The sequence below is a fragment of the Streptomyces sp. NPDC007863 genome, from assembly GCF_040633895.1.
Taxonomy (GTDB): Bacteria; Actinomycetota; Actinomycetes; order Streptomycetales; family Streptomycetaceae; genus Streptomyces.
On the sequence record NZ_JBEYEI010000001.1, the window covers coordinates 196,856 to 212,104 of the forward strand.

14 protein-coding genes are annotated in these 15,249 nt (G+C 73.8%); 6 read left to right on the top strand and 8 right to left on the bottom strand.

Annotated features, from left to right (window positions below):
- Positions 1–137 precede the first annotated feature (137 nt).
- Together ABZ621_RS00815 and ABZ621_RS00820 are read left to right on the top strand one after the other, a co-directional pair.
- The gene (locus ABZ621_RS00815) at positions 138–2,510 is read left to right on the top strand and encodes a molybdopterin cofactor-binding domain-containing protein (RefSeq protein WP_360599244.1); all 2,373 of its coding nucleotides are present in this window, start codon (positions 138–140) and stop codon (positions 2,508–2,510) included.
- A gap of 18 nt (positions 2,511–2,528) precedes the next feature.
- Positions 2,529–3,008: a (2Fe-2S)-binding protein gene (locus ABZ621_RS00820; RefSeq protein WP_360599246.1), complete on the top strand. Its 480-nt coding sequence runs from the start codon at positions 2,529–2,531 to the stop codon at positions 3,006–3,008.
- 102 nt (positions 3,009–3,110) lie between these two features.
- On the opposite strand, the gene ABZ621_RS00825 is transcribed toward ABZ621_RS00820, so the two are convergent.
- From ABZ621_RS00825 to ABZ621_RS00840, 4 genes are all read right to left on the bottom strand, one after another.
- Positions 3,111–3,938 (bottom strand): hypothetical protein, encoded by an 828-nt coding sequence (locus ABZ621_RS00825; protein ID WP_360599247.1) that lies wholly within the window; start codon positions 3,936–3,938, stop codon positions 3,111–3,113.
- Positions 3,938–5,212 carry a VWA domain-containing protein gene (locus tag ABZ621_RS00830; RefSeq protein WP_360599249.1) on the bottom strand — a complete coding sequence of 425 codons (1,275 nt, stop codon included), beginning with the start codon at positions 5,210–5,212 and terminating at the stop codon, positions 3,938–3,940. The genes ABZ621_RS00825 and ABZ621_RS00830 overlap by 1 nt, the downstream gene beginning before the upstream one ends.
- An 88-nt stretch (positions 5,213–5,300) precedes the next feature.
- Positions 5,301–6,101 (bottom strand): endonuclease, encoded by an 801-nt coding sequence (locus ABZ621_RS00835; protein WP_360599251.1) that lies wholly within the window; start codon positions 6,099–6,101, stop codon positions 5,301–5,303.
- A 200-nt stretch (positions 6,102–6,301) separates the two neighbouring features.
- Positions 6,302–6,766 carry an Lrp/AsnC family transcriptional regulator gene (locus ABZ621_RS00840; protein WP_360599253.1) on the bottom strand — a complete coding sequence of 155 codons (465 nt, stop codon included), beginning with the start codon at positions 6,764–6,766 and terminating at the stop codon, positions 6,302–6,304.
- A 138-nt stretch (positions 6,767–6,904) separates the two neighbouring features.
- Between ABZ621_RS00840 and ABZ621_RS00845 the strand changes: the two genes are divergently transcribed.
- The 3 genes from ABZ621_RS00845 to ABZ621_RS00855 all read left to right on the top strand — a co-directional run bounded on the left by ABZ621_RS00845 (position 6,905) and on the right by ABZ621_RS00855 (position 10,676).
- Entirely contained in the window at positions 6,905–8,017 is a 1,113-nt protein-coding gene (locus ABZ621_RS00845) for an asparaginase (RefSeq protein WP_360599255.1), read from the top strand.
- Positions 8,018–8,172: 155 nt separating this feature from the next.
- On the top strand, positions 8,173–8,967 hold the full coding sequence (locus ABZ621_RS00850; protein WP_360599257.1) for an aminoglycoside adenylyltransferase domain-containing protein: 795 nt from the start codon (positions 8,173–8,175) through the stop codon (positions 8,965–8,967).
- 59 nt (positions 8,968–9,026) lie between these two features.
- A complete protein-coding gene (locus ABZ621_RS00855) occupies positions 9,027–10,676 on the top strand; it encodes a GMC oxidoreductase (protein ID WP_360599259.1) in 1,650 nt (549 codons plus the stop codon).
- Positions 10,677–10,743: 67 nt separating this feature from the next.
- Here the strand turns inward: ABZ621_RS00855 and ABZ621_RS00860 are convergent, their stop codons facing one another.
- The 3 genes from ABZ621_RS00860 to ABZ621_RS00870 form a co-directional block, all read right to left on the bottom strand.
- Positions 10,744–11,232 (bottom strand): carboxymuconolactone decarboxylase family protein, encoded by a 489-nt coding sequence (locus ABZ621_RS00860; protein WP_360599261.1) that lies wholly within the window; start codon positions 11,230–11,232, stop codon positions 10,744–10,746.
- On the bottom strand, positions 11,229–12,308 hold the full coding sequence (locus ABZ621_RS00865; RefSeq protein WP_360599263.1) for a dihydrodipicolinate reductase: 1,080 nt from the start codon (positions 12,306–12,308) through the stop codon (positions 11,229–11,231). The genes ABZ621_RS00860 and ABZ621_RS00865 overlap by 4 nt, the downstream gene beginning before the upstream one ends.
- A 90-nt stretch (positions 12,309–12,398) precedes the next feature.
- Entirely contained in the window at positions 12,399–12,857 is a 459-nt protein-coding gene (locus ABZ621_RS00870; RefSeq protein WP_360599265.1) for a GNAT family N-acetyltransferase, read from the bottom strand.
- A gap of 153 nt (positions 12,858–13,010) precedes the next feature.
- On the opposite strand from ABZ621_RS00870, the gene ABZ621_RS00875 reads away from it, so the two are divergent.
- Positions 13,011–13,778, top strand: a complete 768-nt coding sequence (locus tag ABZ621_RS00875) for a L,D-transpeptidase family protein (protein WP_360599267.1) — start codon at positions 13,011–13,013, stop codon at positions 13,776–13,778.
- 54 nt (positions 13,779–13,832) lie between these two features.
- Here the strand turns inward: ABZ621_RS00875 and ABZ621_RS00880 are convergent, their stop codons facing one another.
- Positions 13,833–15,200: an NAD(P)/FAD-dependent oxidoreductase gene (locus ABZ621_RS00880; RefSeq protein WP_360599269.1), complete on the bottom strand. Its 1,368-nt coding sequence runs from the start codon at positions 15,198–15,200 to the stop codon at positions 13,833–13,835.
- Between the last annotated feature and the right edge of the window lie 49 nt (positions 15,201–15,249).

The window sequence follows — 15,249 nt, forward strand, 5'->3', positions numbered from 1 at the left end:
TCTGACCAGCGCGGATCTTCGCGGAATCCGCACCGAAGTGGCCCCGCGCGGGCCTCGGATGCGCGATGATCGCCCCCGCACCCGAGAAGGAGACCGGACCGCTCGGGCCGGTACGGCAGCGTCGAAAGGCACCCCTCATGGCCAGGCGGCATCCCGCGCGCGCGAACGAACAGAGCCCCTCGCCCGCCGCCCCCGAACAGGACGGCCGCGGCGACGCGCCCGGCATCGGCCGGCGCCGCTTCCTCGGCTACGTGCTCGCCGCGCCGACGCTCACCGTCGCCGCCCAGGCCGGCGTCGAGGCCCTCGCCCCCGCGACCGCCGAGGCCGTCGTCCCCTCGCTGCCCGGGCCGGCCGAGATCCTCGACCTCAACGACCTGCTGACCGTGGCCGCGCTGCCGACCAGCCACCTCATCACCCTCCGCCTCGACCCCGACGGCACCGTCCACTTCGCCCTGCCGCGCGCCGAGGTCGGCCAGGGAGTCACCACCTCCTCCGCCATGCTCATCGCGGAGGAGCTGGACATCCCCCTGGAGAAGGTCGAGGTCACCCTCGCCGACGCCCGTCCCGAGCTGCTCTTCAACCAGCTGACCGGCGGCTCCAACACCACCGTCTCCACCTACACCCCGATCCGGGTCGCCGCCGCCGTCGCCCGCGGCCGGCTGCTGCACGCCGCCTCCCTCGTCCTCGGCGAGGCCGTCTCCACCCTCACCACCAAGGCGGGCACGGTCCTCTCCCCGGCGGGGGCCGTCCTCGGCTACGGCGAACTCGCGGCCAGGGCCGCCGCCGTGGCGGACTCCGCCGTCACCGTCACCCTCAAGGACCGCGAGGACTTCCGGGTCATCGGCACGGCCCGCGGCCGGCTCGACGCGCTCGACGCCGTCACCGGCCGCAAGAAGTTCGCGATGGACCTCCAGGTCGACGGCGCCCTGCCGACCATGGTCTGCCGCCCGCCCACCATCAACGGCACCGTCCGCTCCGTCGCCAACCTCGACGCCGTACGGGCCATGCCGGGCGTCACCGACGTCGTCACCGTCTCCACCGGCGTCGCCGTCCGCGCCCGCACCTTCGGCCAGTGCGTCGACGCGGTCCGCGCCCTCGACGTCGACTGGGGCCCCGGCACCGCCGAGGACGCCACCGACGCCACCGTCCTCGCCGAGCTGCGCCGGGCCGAACTCCCGCTCGTCATCCCGCCGTTGCCCCTGCTCACCAAGGCCGTCGACGCCCGCTTCACCTTCCACTTCGCCAGCAACGGCGCCCTGGAGACCAACTGCGCGATCGCCGACGTCCGCCCGGACTCCGCCGAGATCTGGGGCTCGCTCAAGGCGCCGATCGTCGCCCAGGAGCAGCTCGCGCTCCGCCTCGGCCTGCCCGTCTCCGCCGTCAAGGTGCACGTCACCGAGGGCGGCGGCTCCTTCGGCCGCAAGCTCTTCCACGACGCGGCCCACGAGGCCGCCGAGATCTCGAAGAAGCTCGGCAAGCCGGTGAAGCTGATGTGGCACCGCACCGACGACTTCCGGCAGGGGCGTACCCACCCCATGTCGACCTCCCGGGTCCGCGCCACCTACTCGCTCGGCGAGGTGCTCACCTACGAGCAGCGCCACACCTCCGTCGCCACGGACTTCGGGCACGGCATCGGCGAGGTGCTGACGGCGGAGGCGGCCCGGCTGCCGGTCGCCGACCTCACCTTCTCCGAGACGATGTTCCAGCTCACCCAGATCAGCCCCTACCACCTCGGCGTCACCACCCAGCTCCTCGCCGAGACCGACAAGGGCTACAACACGGGCTCGATGCGGAACATCTACTCGCCGAACGTGCGCACCGCCCAGGAGCTCGTCATGGACGAGCTGGCCCGCCGCCTGGGCGAGGACGCCTATGAGCTGCGCCGCCGCCTGATGAAGGAGGCGCGGGCCAGGGCCGTGCTCGACAAGGTCGCCCAACTGGGCCGCTGGGGGCGGCCGATGGAGCCGGGGACCGCGCAGGGCATCGCCGTGCACCCCGAGTACCACTCGTACGTGGCCGTGCTCGCCGAGATCGACTGCCGGCCCGCGACCACCGGGCGTACCGTCCCGAACGCCTACACCGGCCCCCGGGTCACCAAGGTCGTCTGCGCGGTCGACGTCGGCCTCGCCGTCAACCCGCGCGGTCTGGAGGCCCAGATGATGGGCGGCATCTCCGACGGCATCGCCCTCGCGCTCACCTCTGGGCTGCACCTGAAGGACGGCGCCTTCCTGGAGTCGAGCTGGGACAACTACTACTACACCCGGCAGTGGAACACCCCGCCGGAGCTGGAGATCGTCGTCATGCCGCCGACGGGCGACAGGCCCGGCGGGGCGGGCGAGCTGGCCGTCGCCGCCGCGATGGCGGCCGTCGCGGGCGCGTACGGCCGGGCGACCGGCACCATGCCGACGGTCTTCCCGGTCAACCACACCGCCCCGCTCACGTTCACGCCCACGCCGGCCGTCCCGCCGGTCCCGGCCTCCCCGACCGACGGCCGCGACCGCGTCCTCTGACCCCTCCCGGAGTTCCCCGTGCCTCAGCACACCTTCATCCTCAACGGCAAGGCCGTCACCGCCGAGGTCGAGTCCGACGTGCGGCTCCTGTGGGTCCTCAGGGACGTCCTCGGCGTCACCGGGCCCAAGTACGGCTGCGGCGTCGGCGTCTGCCGGGCCTGCACCAGCCACCTGAACGGCAAGGCGTTCACGCCCTGCGCCGTACCCGTCGGCGAACTGGCCGAGAACGACGAGGTCACCACCATCGAGGGCCTCCCCGACACGGTCGGCGCCGAGCTCCACCCGATGCAGGAGGCATGGCTGGACCTCGACGTCGCCCAGTGCGGCTACTGCCAGCCCGGCCAGATCATGGCGGCCGTCGACGCGGTCCGCCGGGCCCGGGAGGCGGGCCGCGAGGTCACCGAGGCCGACCTCGACGAGCTCCGCAACATCTGCCGCTGCGGCACCTACCACCGCATCCGGCAGGCGGTCCTGGAGGGGGCCCGCCGCATGCCCTGACGGGACGGCCCGTCACGAACCCGTCCGCTGCACTCGCCTCCGTCCCCGGAGAACGCGAAGGCCCCCGCCGCGCTCGCGACGGGGGCCTTCGGCAGGGGTGGCTCAGGCGGCGGGCGGTACCCGCGGCGGACGGCCCGCGCCCCTGGTCAGGGCGTAGCCGCCGATGCCCGCGAGCGCGGCGAGGACGCCGCCGGCCGCGGTCCAGATCCAGCGGTCGGACCACCAGCCGGAGGACCAGCCGTCCTCGGGCGCGGCCGCTTCCACGGCGGTCCGGCGGCCCTCCTGCTCGGCCCGCTCGGCGAGTTCGGCCGTGGTGGCCCCCGGCACCAGCGGCGCGGCGAGCGCCCCGTCGGTGGCGTACGAGCCGCCCTTGTCGGAGACGTCGACGCCGACCCGGGCCGAGAACGGCTGGCCCAGGTCCTCCTCCGGCAGCCCGGTGACGGTCAGGCGCACGTAGTAGCTGCCCGGCAGCGGGTCGTTCGCCCAGGCGTCGGCGGAGGACCGCACGGGCCGCAGCACGCAGGCGAGCTCCAGCGAGCCGGCCTCCTTCGCGGCGGTGCGCGACTGGGCGCCGTACATGCACGGCTGACGGCGGCGCAGCCCGTCGTACACGTCGACCCGCCAGGTGGCGGGGCCGTGCCGCAGGGTGCTCTCCGGCAGCGTCACCGTCGCCTTGACGGTGGGCCGCTCGCCGGTGTCGGCCGGGAAGACCCAGTAGAGGTAGTCGCCGGCCGCCGCCTGCGCGGTGGCCTCCTGGCCGGGGCGGAAGGCGGCGGCGGTGCGGAAGGTGGTGCCGGCCTCGGTGGGGCCGGCGTCCTCGCCGGCCGTGGCCGACGGGGTGGGCGTGTCGGCGAGGGCGCCCGGCGCGGCGGGGCCGAGGAGGGCGGCGCCGGCCAGCGCGGCCGCCGCGAGCATCCGTACGGTACGCATCAGTGGGTCCTCCAGACGGCGAGGCGCCAGCGGGACAGCCAGCCCCAGATCAGACCGGCGAGGAAGCCGGCGAGCACGAGCGCGCCGAGCAGCCACCAGCCGCGGCCGAGGCCGTAGGAAGCGACGTCCGAGGCGCCTGCCGGGCCGTCCACGACGTCGACGGTGAGTTCGATCGGCATGCCGGGCGTGGTCTTCACCGCCGGGGGAGCGGAGAAGGAGTTGCTGACCTGGAGGCAGACGGTCTCGGCGGCCGGCTTCCCGTCCTCGTCCGCGTCCTCCGCCTCCGGCTTCGGGTAGCGCAGTCCGGTCGAGACGACGTCGGTGCGGCCGTCGCCGGCCTCCGAGCCGCGCACGATCTCCCGGCCGTGCCGGGTGACGGCGCGCAGCAGCACCCCGTAGTCGTTGTTGACGGCCCGGTCGGCGGAGACGCTGACGGAGGCGCGCAGTTCCTGGCCGGGCAGCAGGTCGACCTTGTACCAGCGGTGCTCGCCGAAGGTCTCCCGGTCCGTGTAGAGGCCCGGCGTGAGCTTCGGGGCGTCGGCGCAGCGCGCGGCGCCCTCGGTGGCGACCGGGGTCACCACCGGGTCGGCGGCGCGGTCGACCAGCTGCCGGACCCGGCGGGAGAGTTCGTCGGTGCGGTGGACGGAGGTGTACGTGCCTCCGGTGGCCTCGGCGATGCAGGTGAGCTGCTGCCGGGTCTTGGCGTCCGGGACCAGGCCCAGGGTGTCGATCACGAGGTGGATGCCCTTGGCGGCGATCTCGCGGGCCACCTGGCAGGGGTCGAGCGGGGCGCAGGTGTCCTCGCCGTCGGTGATGAGGACGATCCGCTTGGTCGCCCCGTCCTCGCCGAGGTCGTCGGCCGCGCCGAGCAGGGCCGGGCCGATCGGGGTCCAGCCGGTGGGGGCGAGGGTGGCGACGGCGGCCTTCGCCTCGGTCCGGTCGAGCGGCCCGACCGGGTACAGCTGGCGGGTGTCCTTGCAGCCGCGCTTGCGGTCGTCGCCGGGGTAGTCGGCGCCGAGCGTGCGGATGCCGAGCCGGACCTCCTCCGGCACCGCGTCCAGGACCTCGTTGAAGGCCTGCTTGGCGGCGCTCATCCGGGACTTGCCGTCGATGTCCTTGGCCCGCATGGAGCCGCTGACGTCGAGGACCAGCTCGACCTTGGGGGATTCCTTCGCCGCCGGTTCGTCGGCGGAGGCGCTGGTGGGGAGCAGCGCGGCGGTCAGGGCGACGAGCAGCGCGCAGGCCCCGGTCGCCAGCCGTTTTCTCGTGATCATCGGCGGATCGTATTGATGATCCTCCGACAATCCAAACCGGGGTCCGGCTCCCCCTGCTCCGGGGAGCCGGACGCGCGGTCCTGACGGACTACCAGATCGCCTCGACCCACTCCGGGTGGTCGATGAAGGGGTTCCGGTTGCCCTGGTAGGTGTTGAAGATGACGTCGTTGCGGCGCTCCTCGAAGGCGCTCGGCGGGTCCTGCTCGTTCCACTGCTTCAGGACCGAGAGGCGGCCGTGCCAGGGGACGCTGCCGTTGGTGGTCGACTCGTTGGGCTCCAGGTCGGCCCAGGCGTCGTCGCCCTCGTAGCGGACGGCCATGTAGAGGATCATCCGGGCCACGTCGCCCTTGTCGGCGTTGCGCGGCTCGAAGGAGTTGGAGTCGGTGTAGCTGCCGGCGGCGCCGCTGACGGCGCTGCCGCCGAAGTCCCAGTCCTTGTTGCCGCGGATGCTGTTGACCTGGACGTCGCAGGCGCGCAGGTGGTGGAGGTCCGTGCCCGGGCCGGCGGAGGTGCCGAAGCTGCCGTGGGACTGGGCCCACACGTGCTCGCGGTTCCAGTCGCCGACGTCGCCGCCGTTGAGGGACTTGCTGCGCGAGACGCCGCTGTACAGCAGGACGACGTTGTTGGTGTTGTTCGGGTCCTGGTCGGTGACCTTCAGGGCGTTCCAGACCGCGTCGTACGAGATCTTGTTCTGGCTGCTGATGATGGTGTGCAGCGCCGACTTGAGGCTGGTGCCGGTCTTGCCGACGGCGTTCTTGTAGTACGTGGTGTCGTACGCGGTCGTGGTGGCGGCGGCGGGGGTCGCCGTGACCGCGGGGAGCGTGAGGCCGAGGAGGGCGGCGGGCAGCGCCGCCCAGACCTTCCAACTGCGCATCCGTGCAACCGACATGGGGGGCCCTTTCCCGGGGACGGGCACGCGGGTGACCGCCGTGTGCCCGGCTCGGTGGGCGGCGGTCTACGCGTGTTGACTTCGTGTCATCCGGGAGGTTCGCACGAGAGAGGGGGTTGTCGTGTTACGGACAAAGAGCCATTCGGTGACGTTCTCGCATACGCGGCGACCGCGCACGGGCGAATCGCGTCGCTTCGGCCTCAGGCGCCCCGGTGGTCCACCGGCATCCCCTTCGGCTCCTTGATCCGCTTCATGATGATCTGGGAGTTCACCTCGGTGACCCCGGCCAGCGCCGTCAGCTGCTCGATCCACAGCCGCTCGTACGCAGAGAGGTCCGCCACCGCGATCCGCAGCAGGCAGCCCGGGCTGCCGAAGAGGCGGTACGCCTCGATGACGTCCGGAATCGACTGGAGCGCCTCCTCGAAGGCCTCCACCGTCTCCCGGTCCCGCTTCACCTCGACGGAGACCAGCACCTCGAAGCCCCGCCCCACCGCCTCCGGGTCGATGATCGCCCGGTATCCCCGGATCACCCCGTCCTGCTCCAGCTGGCGCACCCGGCGCAGACAGGGGGAGGGGCTCAGGCCGACCCGCTGGGCCAGCTCCTGGTTGCTCAGCCGGCCGTCCTGCTGGAGCTCGCGCAAGATGTGGAGATCAATTCGGTCCATGGCGCGATTATCTGCCACGATGAAACATTTCTGCGCCTGCATTGGCAATCGTGTGCTCCGCCTTTTGGCCTACCGTTGCCGAGATGGCCCCGGAACCGGGCGGGGCCGCGGCACACCAGGCACGGAGAGGCGGCGGACATGCAGCGGACGAACGACGGAAGCCCGCGGCGGATCGTCGTCATCAGCACCGGCGGCACCATCGCGAGCCGCTGGCAGGGGACCGGCTACGCGGCCGACGCCTCCGGCGACGACGTCCTCGCCACCGCCCCGCTGCCCGAGGGCGTGACCGTCGAGGTCCGCGACCTCTTCAACGTCAACAGCTCCCTCCTCACCGCCGCCCACCAGCTCGTGCTGCTCCGCACGGTCCACGAGACCCTGGCGGACCCCGGCGTCGACGGCATCGTCGTCACCCACGGCACCGACACCCTGGAGGAGACCGCCTTCCTCCTGGACCTCCACCACGACGACGCCCGCCCGGTCGTCCTCACCGGCGCCCAGCGCCCCTTCGGCACCGGCGACGGCGACGGCCCCGGCAATCTCTACGACGCCCTCCAGGTCGCCGCGACCGTCCGCGAGCTCGGCGTCCTCGTCGTCTTCGACGGCCGCGTCCACGCCGCCCGCGGCACGGTCAAGACCCGGACCCTCGCCGCCGACGCCTTCGCGGACCCCTCGGCCGAGCGCCTGGGGCGGGTCGGCTTCTCCCGCGTCGACATCGAGCGCCTCCCGGACCGCCCGGCCGTCCTCCCGCTGCCGTCCGCCGCCCGCACCGCCGACCCGGAGGCGGGCCGCGGCGCGCTGCCCCGGGTGGACGTCGTCTTCCACCACACCGACGGCGACCGGCTCCACTTCGACGCGGCCCTCGCCGCCGGGGCCCGCGGCATCGTCCTCGTCGCCACCGGCGCCGGCAACGCCACCCCGGAGATCGCCGAAGCCGTCGCCGAGGCCACCGCGCGAGGCGTCCTCGTCGCCGTCACCACCCGTGTCCCGTCCGGCCCGCTCGCCGAGATCTACACCGGCGGCGGCGCCGTCGACCTCGTCGCCAACGGCGGCCTGCTGACCGGCACCCTCCGGGCCGGACAGGCCCGCGTCGCCGTCCTGGCCGCGCTCCTCGCCGACTCCGACGGCGACGACCCGGCCCGCCGCGCCGCCCTCCTGCGCCGCCTCCTCGAAGGCCCGGTCCGTCCCGCCCCCGCCCTCGCCACCGGCACCTCCCGCGAGGCCACGCCCGCCCCGGTCCCGACCCGCGCCTGACGGTACGGAACCGTCCGGCGGGCGCCACCCCCCGGCACCGGCTCGCGGGCGTCGAACCCCTCCTCCGCCCGCGAGCCGGAAACACCTCCCCGTACGGCCCCGGTTCCTTCGGTACGGTGACGGATCCCCGTCCCCGCCCACCGTCAGGAGCCCCCGTGCCCGAGGCCGGAGCCGCAGCCGAAGCGACCGGGGACGCCACCGCGCGGGCCCACCGCGTCGTCCGCCTCCTCCGTGACGTCCTCGGCGACGCGGCCGTCCTGGCCGCCTGCGCGCACGGCTCCGCCGTCCTCGGCGGCCTCCGCCCCACCAGCGACGTCGACGTGCTGGCGGTGCTGGCCCGGCCGACCACCGGGGCCGAGCGCCGCGCCCTCGCCGACGCGCTGCTCGCCGTCTCCGGCGCGCGGGCGTACGAGGGCCCCGCCCGGCCCGTCGAGCTGAGTCTGGTCGTCCACGCCGAGGTCCGCCCCTGGCGGTACCCGCCGGTCTGCGAGTACCTCTACGGCGAGTGGCTGCGGGACGACTTCGAGGCCGGGCTCACCCCCGCGCCCGCGCCCTGCCCCGATCTGGCCCCGCTGATCACCATGGCCCGCTCCGGCGACGCCTCCCTGCTCGGCCCGCGCCCGTCCGAGCTGTTCGACCCGGTCCCGGAGGCCGACCTGCGGGCGGCGATCGTCGCGGGCGTGCCCGAGCTCCTCGCCGACCTGGACGGCGACACCCGCAACGTCCTGCTCACCCTGGCCCGGATCCTCACGACCCTGCGGACCGGCCGGATCCGGTCGAAGGACGCGGCGGCGGCCGCGCTGCTGCCGGAGCTTCCGGCGGAGCACCGCCCGGTGCTCGCGGCGGCCCTGGGCGGACGCGCTCCCCGCCGCGCGGGCCCACGCGGCGTATGTCGCCGGGGAGATCAAGAGGGCGCATCCGGCCTGAAGTTACCCGTCGGTTTCTCGTGACTTCCTCGGCGGCCGGTCGTAGAACATGTTCCCATTCGCTCACGAGTGAGGAAGATCACATGAGTGAACGCCCCCTGTCCGCCCAGGGAATTCACGGAGTCAGCCGCCGCCGCTTCCTGACGGGAACAGGTTCCGTTCTCGGTGCCGCCGCCCTGGCCGGCACCCTCACCACCCCCGCCCGCGCCGAGGTCCCCGGCCTGAACGTCTGTCCCATCACCGACGGCTCCCACGTGCGCGCCCTCGTCGTCGGCACCGGCTACGGCGGCTCCGTCGCCGCCCTCCGCCTGGCCCGCGCCGGCGTCGACGTCCACATGATCGAGATGGGCATGGCCTGGGACACCACCGGCCCCGACGGCAAGATCTTCGCCAACACCACCACCCCCGACTACCGCTCCTTCTGGCTGCGCACCCGCACCAAGCAGCCGCTGAGCCAGTTCCTCGGCTTCCCCCTCGACAAGGACGTGCCCCGGCACACCGGCATCCTCGACGCCGAGGACTTCGCCGGCATCACCGTCTACCAGGGCCGGGGCATCGGCGGCGGCTCGCTCGTCAACGGCGGCATGGCCGTCACCCCGCTCCGCGAGCGCTTCCCCGAGATCCTCCCCACCGTCGACCCGGCGGAGATGTACGCCACCTACTACCCGCGCGCCAACGCGGGCCTCGGCGTCACCTCCGTCGACGAGGCCTGGTGGGAGAGCACCGACGCCTACCAGTACGCGCGCGTGGGCCGCAAGCACGCCCAGCGCTCCGGGTTCCCCTTCGTCTTCGTGCCCAACGTCTACGACTGGGACTACATGAAGCAGGAGGCCGCCGGAGCCGTACCGAAGTCCGCCCTGGCGGGCGAGGTCATCTACGGCAACAACCACGGCAAGAAGAGCCTCCGGAAGACGTATCTCGCCCAGGCCGCCGCCACCGGCCGGGTCACCGTCTCCGCCCTGCACCGGGTCACCTCGGTCACCCCGGCCGCCGCCGGCGGCTACACCGTGGCCATCGAACAGATCGACACCACCGGCGCCGTCCTCGCCGCCAAGACCGTCCGCGCCGACCGGGTCTTCTTCGCCGCCGGCAGCGTCGGCACCAGCAAGCTCCTCACCCGCCTGAAGGCCACCGGCACGCTGCCCGCCCTCAACGAGCACATCGGCAAGGGCTGGGGCGACAACGGCAACGTCATGTGCGGCCGGGCCAACCACATGTGGGACCCCACCGGAAAGCTCCAGTCCGCCATGCCCACCGCCGGCATCGACAACTGGAACGCGGGCGGCGCCTTCGCCGAGGTCGCCCCACTGCCCACCGGCATCGAGACCTACGCCTCCTTCTACCTCTCCATCACCCGCACCCCGCACCGCGCCGAGTTCACCTGGAACCAGGCCGCCGGCCGGGTCGACCTCAGCTGGGACCGGTCCTGGAAGCAGGCCTCCATCGACATGGCGAAGTCCATCTTCGACAAGATCAACGCCAAGGAGGGCACGATCTACCGCACCGACCTCTTCGGCGCGTACAAGATCTGGGGCGACCACCTCACCTACCACCCCCTCGGTGGCGCCGTCCTCGACCGCGCCACCGACAACCACGGCCGCCTCCACGGCTACCAGGGCCTCTACGTCATCGACGGCTCCCTGATCCCGGGCAACACCAGCGTCAACCCCTTCGTCACCATCACCGCCCTCGCCGAACGCAACATCGAGCGCATCATCGCCGAGGACTTCTGAGCGTGACCCCGCACGCGCGAGGGCCGGCCGGTGGGAGCACCGGCCGGCCCCTTCCCGCTCCGTGGGCTCACCCCGTCGGCAGCACGCACACCTCGTCGAGCCCGAGCACCCGGTTCAGCCGCCCGAAGGCCAGCCACGAACCCAGGCTCATCGTCAGCTCCACGATCTCCGCCTGGCCGTAGTGCGCCGTCATCCGCGACCAGAACTCCTCGTCCAGGCCGTGGTGGTCGAGCGCGTACCGCTCCGCGTACTCCGCCGCCAGCCGCGTCCGCACGTCGAAGGCGTCCGACACCTCCGTCGTCCGCCAGGCCGCGACCACCTCGTCGAAGCCCTCCTCGACCTTCTCCCCGTCCCGGTCCGTGCGCCAGTCCAGACAGAAGCCGCAGCCGTTGATCTGCGCGATCCGCAGCCGCGCCGCCTCGAACTCGCGCAGCCCCAGGGTCGTATGGGCGTACACCGACAGCGAGAAGTTCGCCGCCGCCGTCCCGATCTCCGGGACCATGTCGCCCCACACGTACCCGATCGGCTCCTGCCCCTCGGGAATGTCGATGATCACCGTGGTCTCCTTCCCAGCTTGCCCACCGCCGGGCGTATCGGCACGTCCAGCGCGTCGTACAGCCCCGGGCCGGCCGCCGCCAGCCAGTCGATCGCCCCGACGAGGCGTCCCACCGCCGTCGCGTTCCCGCCGGCCGCCCGGTTCTCGTCCTCGTCGGTCGCCGCCACCGTCACCTCGATCCTCGGCCGGCCCTCGACGATCACCCGGTGGGCCCCGGCGCCGTCCGGCGGCACCGGCCAGTCCGGCGCGCAGGACGGATGGATCCGGGTCACGTGCTCGATCACGATCCGCGGCTCGCCGCCGACGACCCCCTGCACCTCGAAACGGACCGCGCCCTGCGTGCCCGCCTCGAAGACGCCCATCGTCCGCGTCCCCACCGTGGCCTCCAGCGGCCGCCGGTCCACCGTCTCGCGGATCTCCTCCACCTCCACGCCAAGCGCCCGCGCCATCAGCCGGATCTGCCCGCCCCACACCATCGTCGGGACCGACGGGAAGAGCATCGGCGGCTCGTAGTCGAGGGGCTTGCCCATCCCGATCAGCTCGCGCACGGAGAACTCCTGCTCGTACGTCGAGTAGTCGAAGATCTCCTGGCAGCGGACCGCGTCCACGGTCGTGCCCAGCCCGCTCACGAGCAGCGGCAGCACGTCGTTGCCCCAGCCCGGGTCCACCCCGGAGGCGAAGAGCGAGCCGCCGCCCTCGGCCACCGCCGCGAGCACCGGGTCGCGGAACTCGGGCGGGGCGTTCCGCGGGTCGTACAGCGGGTACAGCGACGGCGTCACCACCACCGCCCCCGCCGCCACCGCCCGCACCACGTCCTCCAGGGCGCCGTCGGGCCGCACGTCCCCGGAGGCCGCGTACACCACGGCCCCCGGCCGCGCGGCCAGGACCGCCCCGACGTCGTCGGTCGCGACCACCCCGAGCTCGTGCCCGAGGCCCGCGAGCGCGCCCGCGTCCCGGCCCACCTTCGCCGGGTCGGCGACGAGGACCGCCGCCAGTTCGAGCCCGGGATGGGCGTCCACGGCCCGGATGGCCGCCCGCCCGACATTTCCGGTTCCCCACACCACCGTCCGTATCATGCGCGGAGGGTAGCGCCGGGGGGCGGAGGTTCCCAGAGCCGTGACGCCACGATCTGACGAGACGTCAGATTCTTTGTCCCGTACGGCCGCTCAGGCCAGCCGCAGCGTCACGAACGGGATCGTGTCCCCCGGCAGCACATACCGCTCCACCTCCGCGAAGCCCCGCGCCCGCGCGAACCGCAGCCCCTCCTCGTTCGACGCGAGCACCACCGTCTCCACCCCTTCCCCGCCCAGCGTCGCCGCGTGCGCGAGCCCCCGCTCGTACAGCACCGTCCCGAAACCCCGCCCCCGGTGCTCCGGCAGGATCCGCGCGATCACCGTCGCCGCCGGCGTCTCCCCGTCCGGCGGCCGGACCGTCGAACAGCCCACCGCCACCCCGCCCAGGTACGCCACGTCCAGCCGGTTCCGCCCGGCCCGCTCCCGCACCTCGTCCTCGGACAGCACCGCCGTCGGGACGATCGCGTTGTGGACCGCCCGCCAGTCGGCCAGCTCCCGCCCGCCCGCCGCCGGAACCACCAGCAGCTCCCCGTACCCCTCACGATCGCTCATCCCCGCACCCAACCCCGCCCCCGCCCGCCGGTCAACCCGCTTCCCGGCCCCGCCCGCTCCGCCGTACGGGTGGGCCGCCGCCGCCCCGCGCAGCGCCGCCCGCCGAACGGGTACGGATCGCTCCACTGCCCCCGGCCAGGAGGATGCCTTCCCATGCCCGCCTTCGTCCGCAAGGGCGCCCCCGCGCTCCTCGGCGCCGGCACCCTGTGCGCGGCCCTGCTGCTCACCGCCTGCGCGCCCCCGGCACCGACCGGCCCGGCCCCGGCGACCGCCGCCACGCCCGCGCCCGTGAAGAGCCCGGCCGCCACCGACGCCCGCCCCCGCACCGCCCCGCGCGTCCCCGGCCTCGGCCCCCTCACCCAGGCCCGGATCCCCGACGGCGCCACCCAGGCCCTCGTCGTCACCGGCGCCACCGAGAACAGCAACACCGCCACCGCCGTCCTCCACCAGCGCGCCCCCGGCGGCCGCTGGTACGAGGCCGGCGGCCCCTGGACCGCCCGCAACGCCCTCAAGGGCTGGACCGCCGACCACTCCGCGGGCGACCTGCGCACCCCCATCGGCGTCTACCGCATCGGCGACGCCGGCGGCCGGCTCCCCGACCCCGGCGGCCGCCTCCCCTACGACGAGGACCCCGAGTTCGCCATCAGCGGCACCGGCTTCCGCGGCGAGTCCCTCGAAGGCTCCTTCGACCACGTCATCGCCATCGACTACAACCGCGTCCCCGGCCGCACCCCGCTCGACAAGGAACGCCCGCTGGGCGCCGGCAAGGGCGGCGGCGTCTGGATCCACGTCGACCACGGCGGCCCCACCCAGGCCTGCGTCGCCCTCGACCGCGACGACCTGCGCGCCCTCCTCCTCACCCTCGACCCGGCCGCGGAACCCGTCGTCGTCATGGGGCCGGCCCCCGAACTCGCCCGCTGAGCGGGCGGATCCGGGGGCCGGCCGGGGCGCCGAGCCCGGCGCGGGGGAGCGGGCTCAGCCGACCGCTCCCCGGAACGGCTCGGTGTGCAGCCGCACCTGATCGGGGGTCAGATAGGCGTCGGTGTACTCGAAGTCCCGCAGCGTCCCCGCCTTCGACGCCAGGAACCCGGTCCGCACGTAGTCGTCCCCGGCCACCGCGTTCAGCAGCCAGTTCGTCATCACCCGGGTCTTCGCCACGTTCGTCCGCAGCGCCGCCCAGTGGTAGCCGCGCGCCACCGCCTGCGCGGCGGGCCCGTGCAGCTCCACGCCCAGCGGCTTCGACACCCCGTCCATGCCGCCCAGGTCCACCACCAGACCGAGGTCCTTGTGCGTGTACGGCCGAGGGGCCTCGCCGCGCAGGGTCGCCACCAGGTTGTCCGCGACCGCCTTGCCCTGACGCATCGCGTGCTGCGCCGTCGGCGGGCAGATCGCGCCCTCCTCGCCCTTCGCCAGGTCCGGCACGGCCGCCGCGTCGCCCAGCGCCCACACGCCGTCGACCCCCGGCACCCGCATCTCGGGCGTCGCCACGAGCCGGCCGCGCACGGTCTCCGCGCCGACCGTCCCGACCAGCGGGCTCGCCGCCACACCGGCCGTCCAGATCAGGGTGCGGCAGGGCAGCACCCGGCCGTCCGTCAGGGTGACGTTCTCGTCGTCCACCGAGGCCACCGACACCCCCAGCGAGACCTGGATGCCCCGCTTCGTGAGGATGTCCATCGCCGCCGCGCCCAGCTTGTCGCCCAGCTCGGGCATCAGCCGGGGCGCGATGTCCACCAGGTGCCACTTGATCAGGGCCGGGTCGAGCCGCGGATAGCGCTTGACCGCGTTGTGGGTGAGCAGCTGGAGGCAGGCCGCCGTCTCGGTGCCCGCGTAGCCGCCGCCGACGACCACGAACTGCAGCCGGGCCGCCCGCTCGGCGTCGTCGTCGCTCGCGTCCGCCAGATCCAGCTGGGCGATCACGTGGTCCCGGACGTAGACCGCCTCCGCCAGGGTCTTCATGCCCCGGGCGTGATCGGCGAGCCCGGGGATGTCGAAGGTCCGGGTCACGCTGCCGGGCGCCAGCACCAGATGGTCGTAGGGCTCGACGTAGAACTCCCCGGAGATCGTCCGGACCACCACGGCCTTCGCCGCCGTGTCCACGCCCACCGCGCCGCCCGGCACGATCCGCGTCCGGTGCTTCTGGCTGCGCCGCAGCGACAGCGCCACCGACTGGGGCGTCAGGACGCCCGCCGCCACCTGGGGGAGCAGCGGCAGGTAGAGCTGGTAAGAGAAGGGCGAGAGCAGCGTGATCCGCGCCTCCCGCTCGGTCAGCCGCCGTTCGAGCCGCTTCACACAGCCCACGCCGGCGAACCCGGCGCCCACCACGAGGATCCTCGGTCGCGTCACGGTTGCCGCCTTCCGTATGAGCGTGCAAAGTGCCGTGCCCTGTGACTGC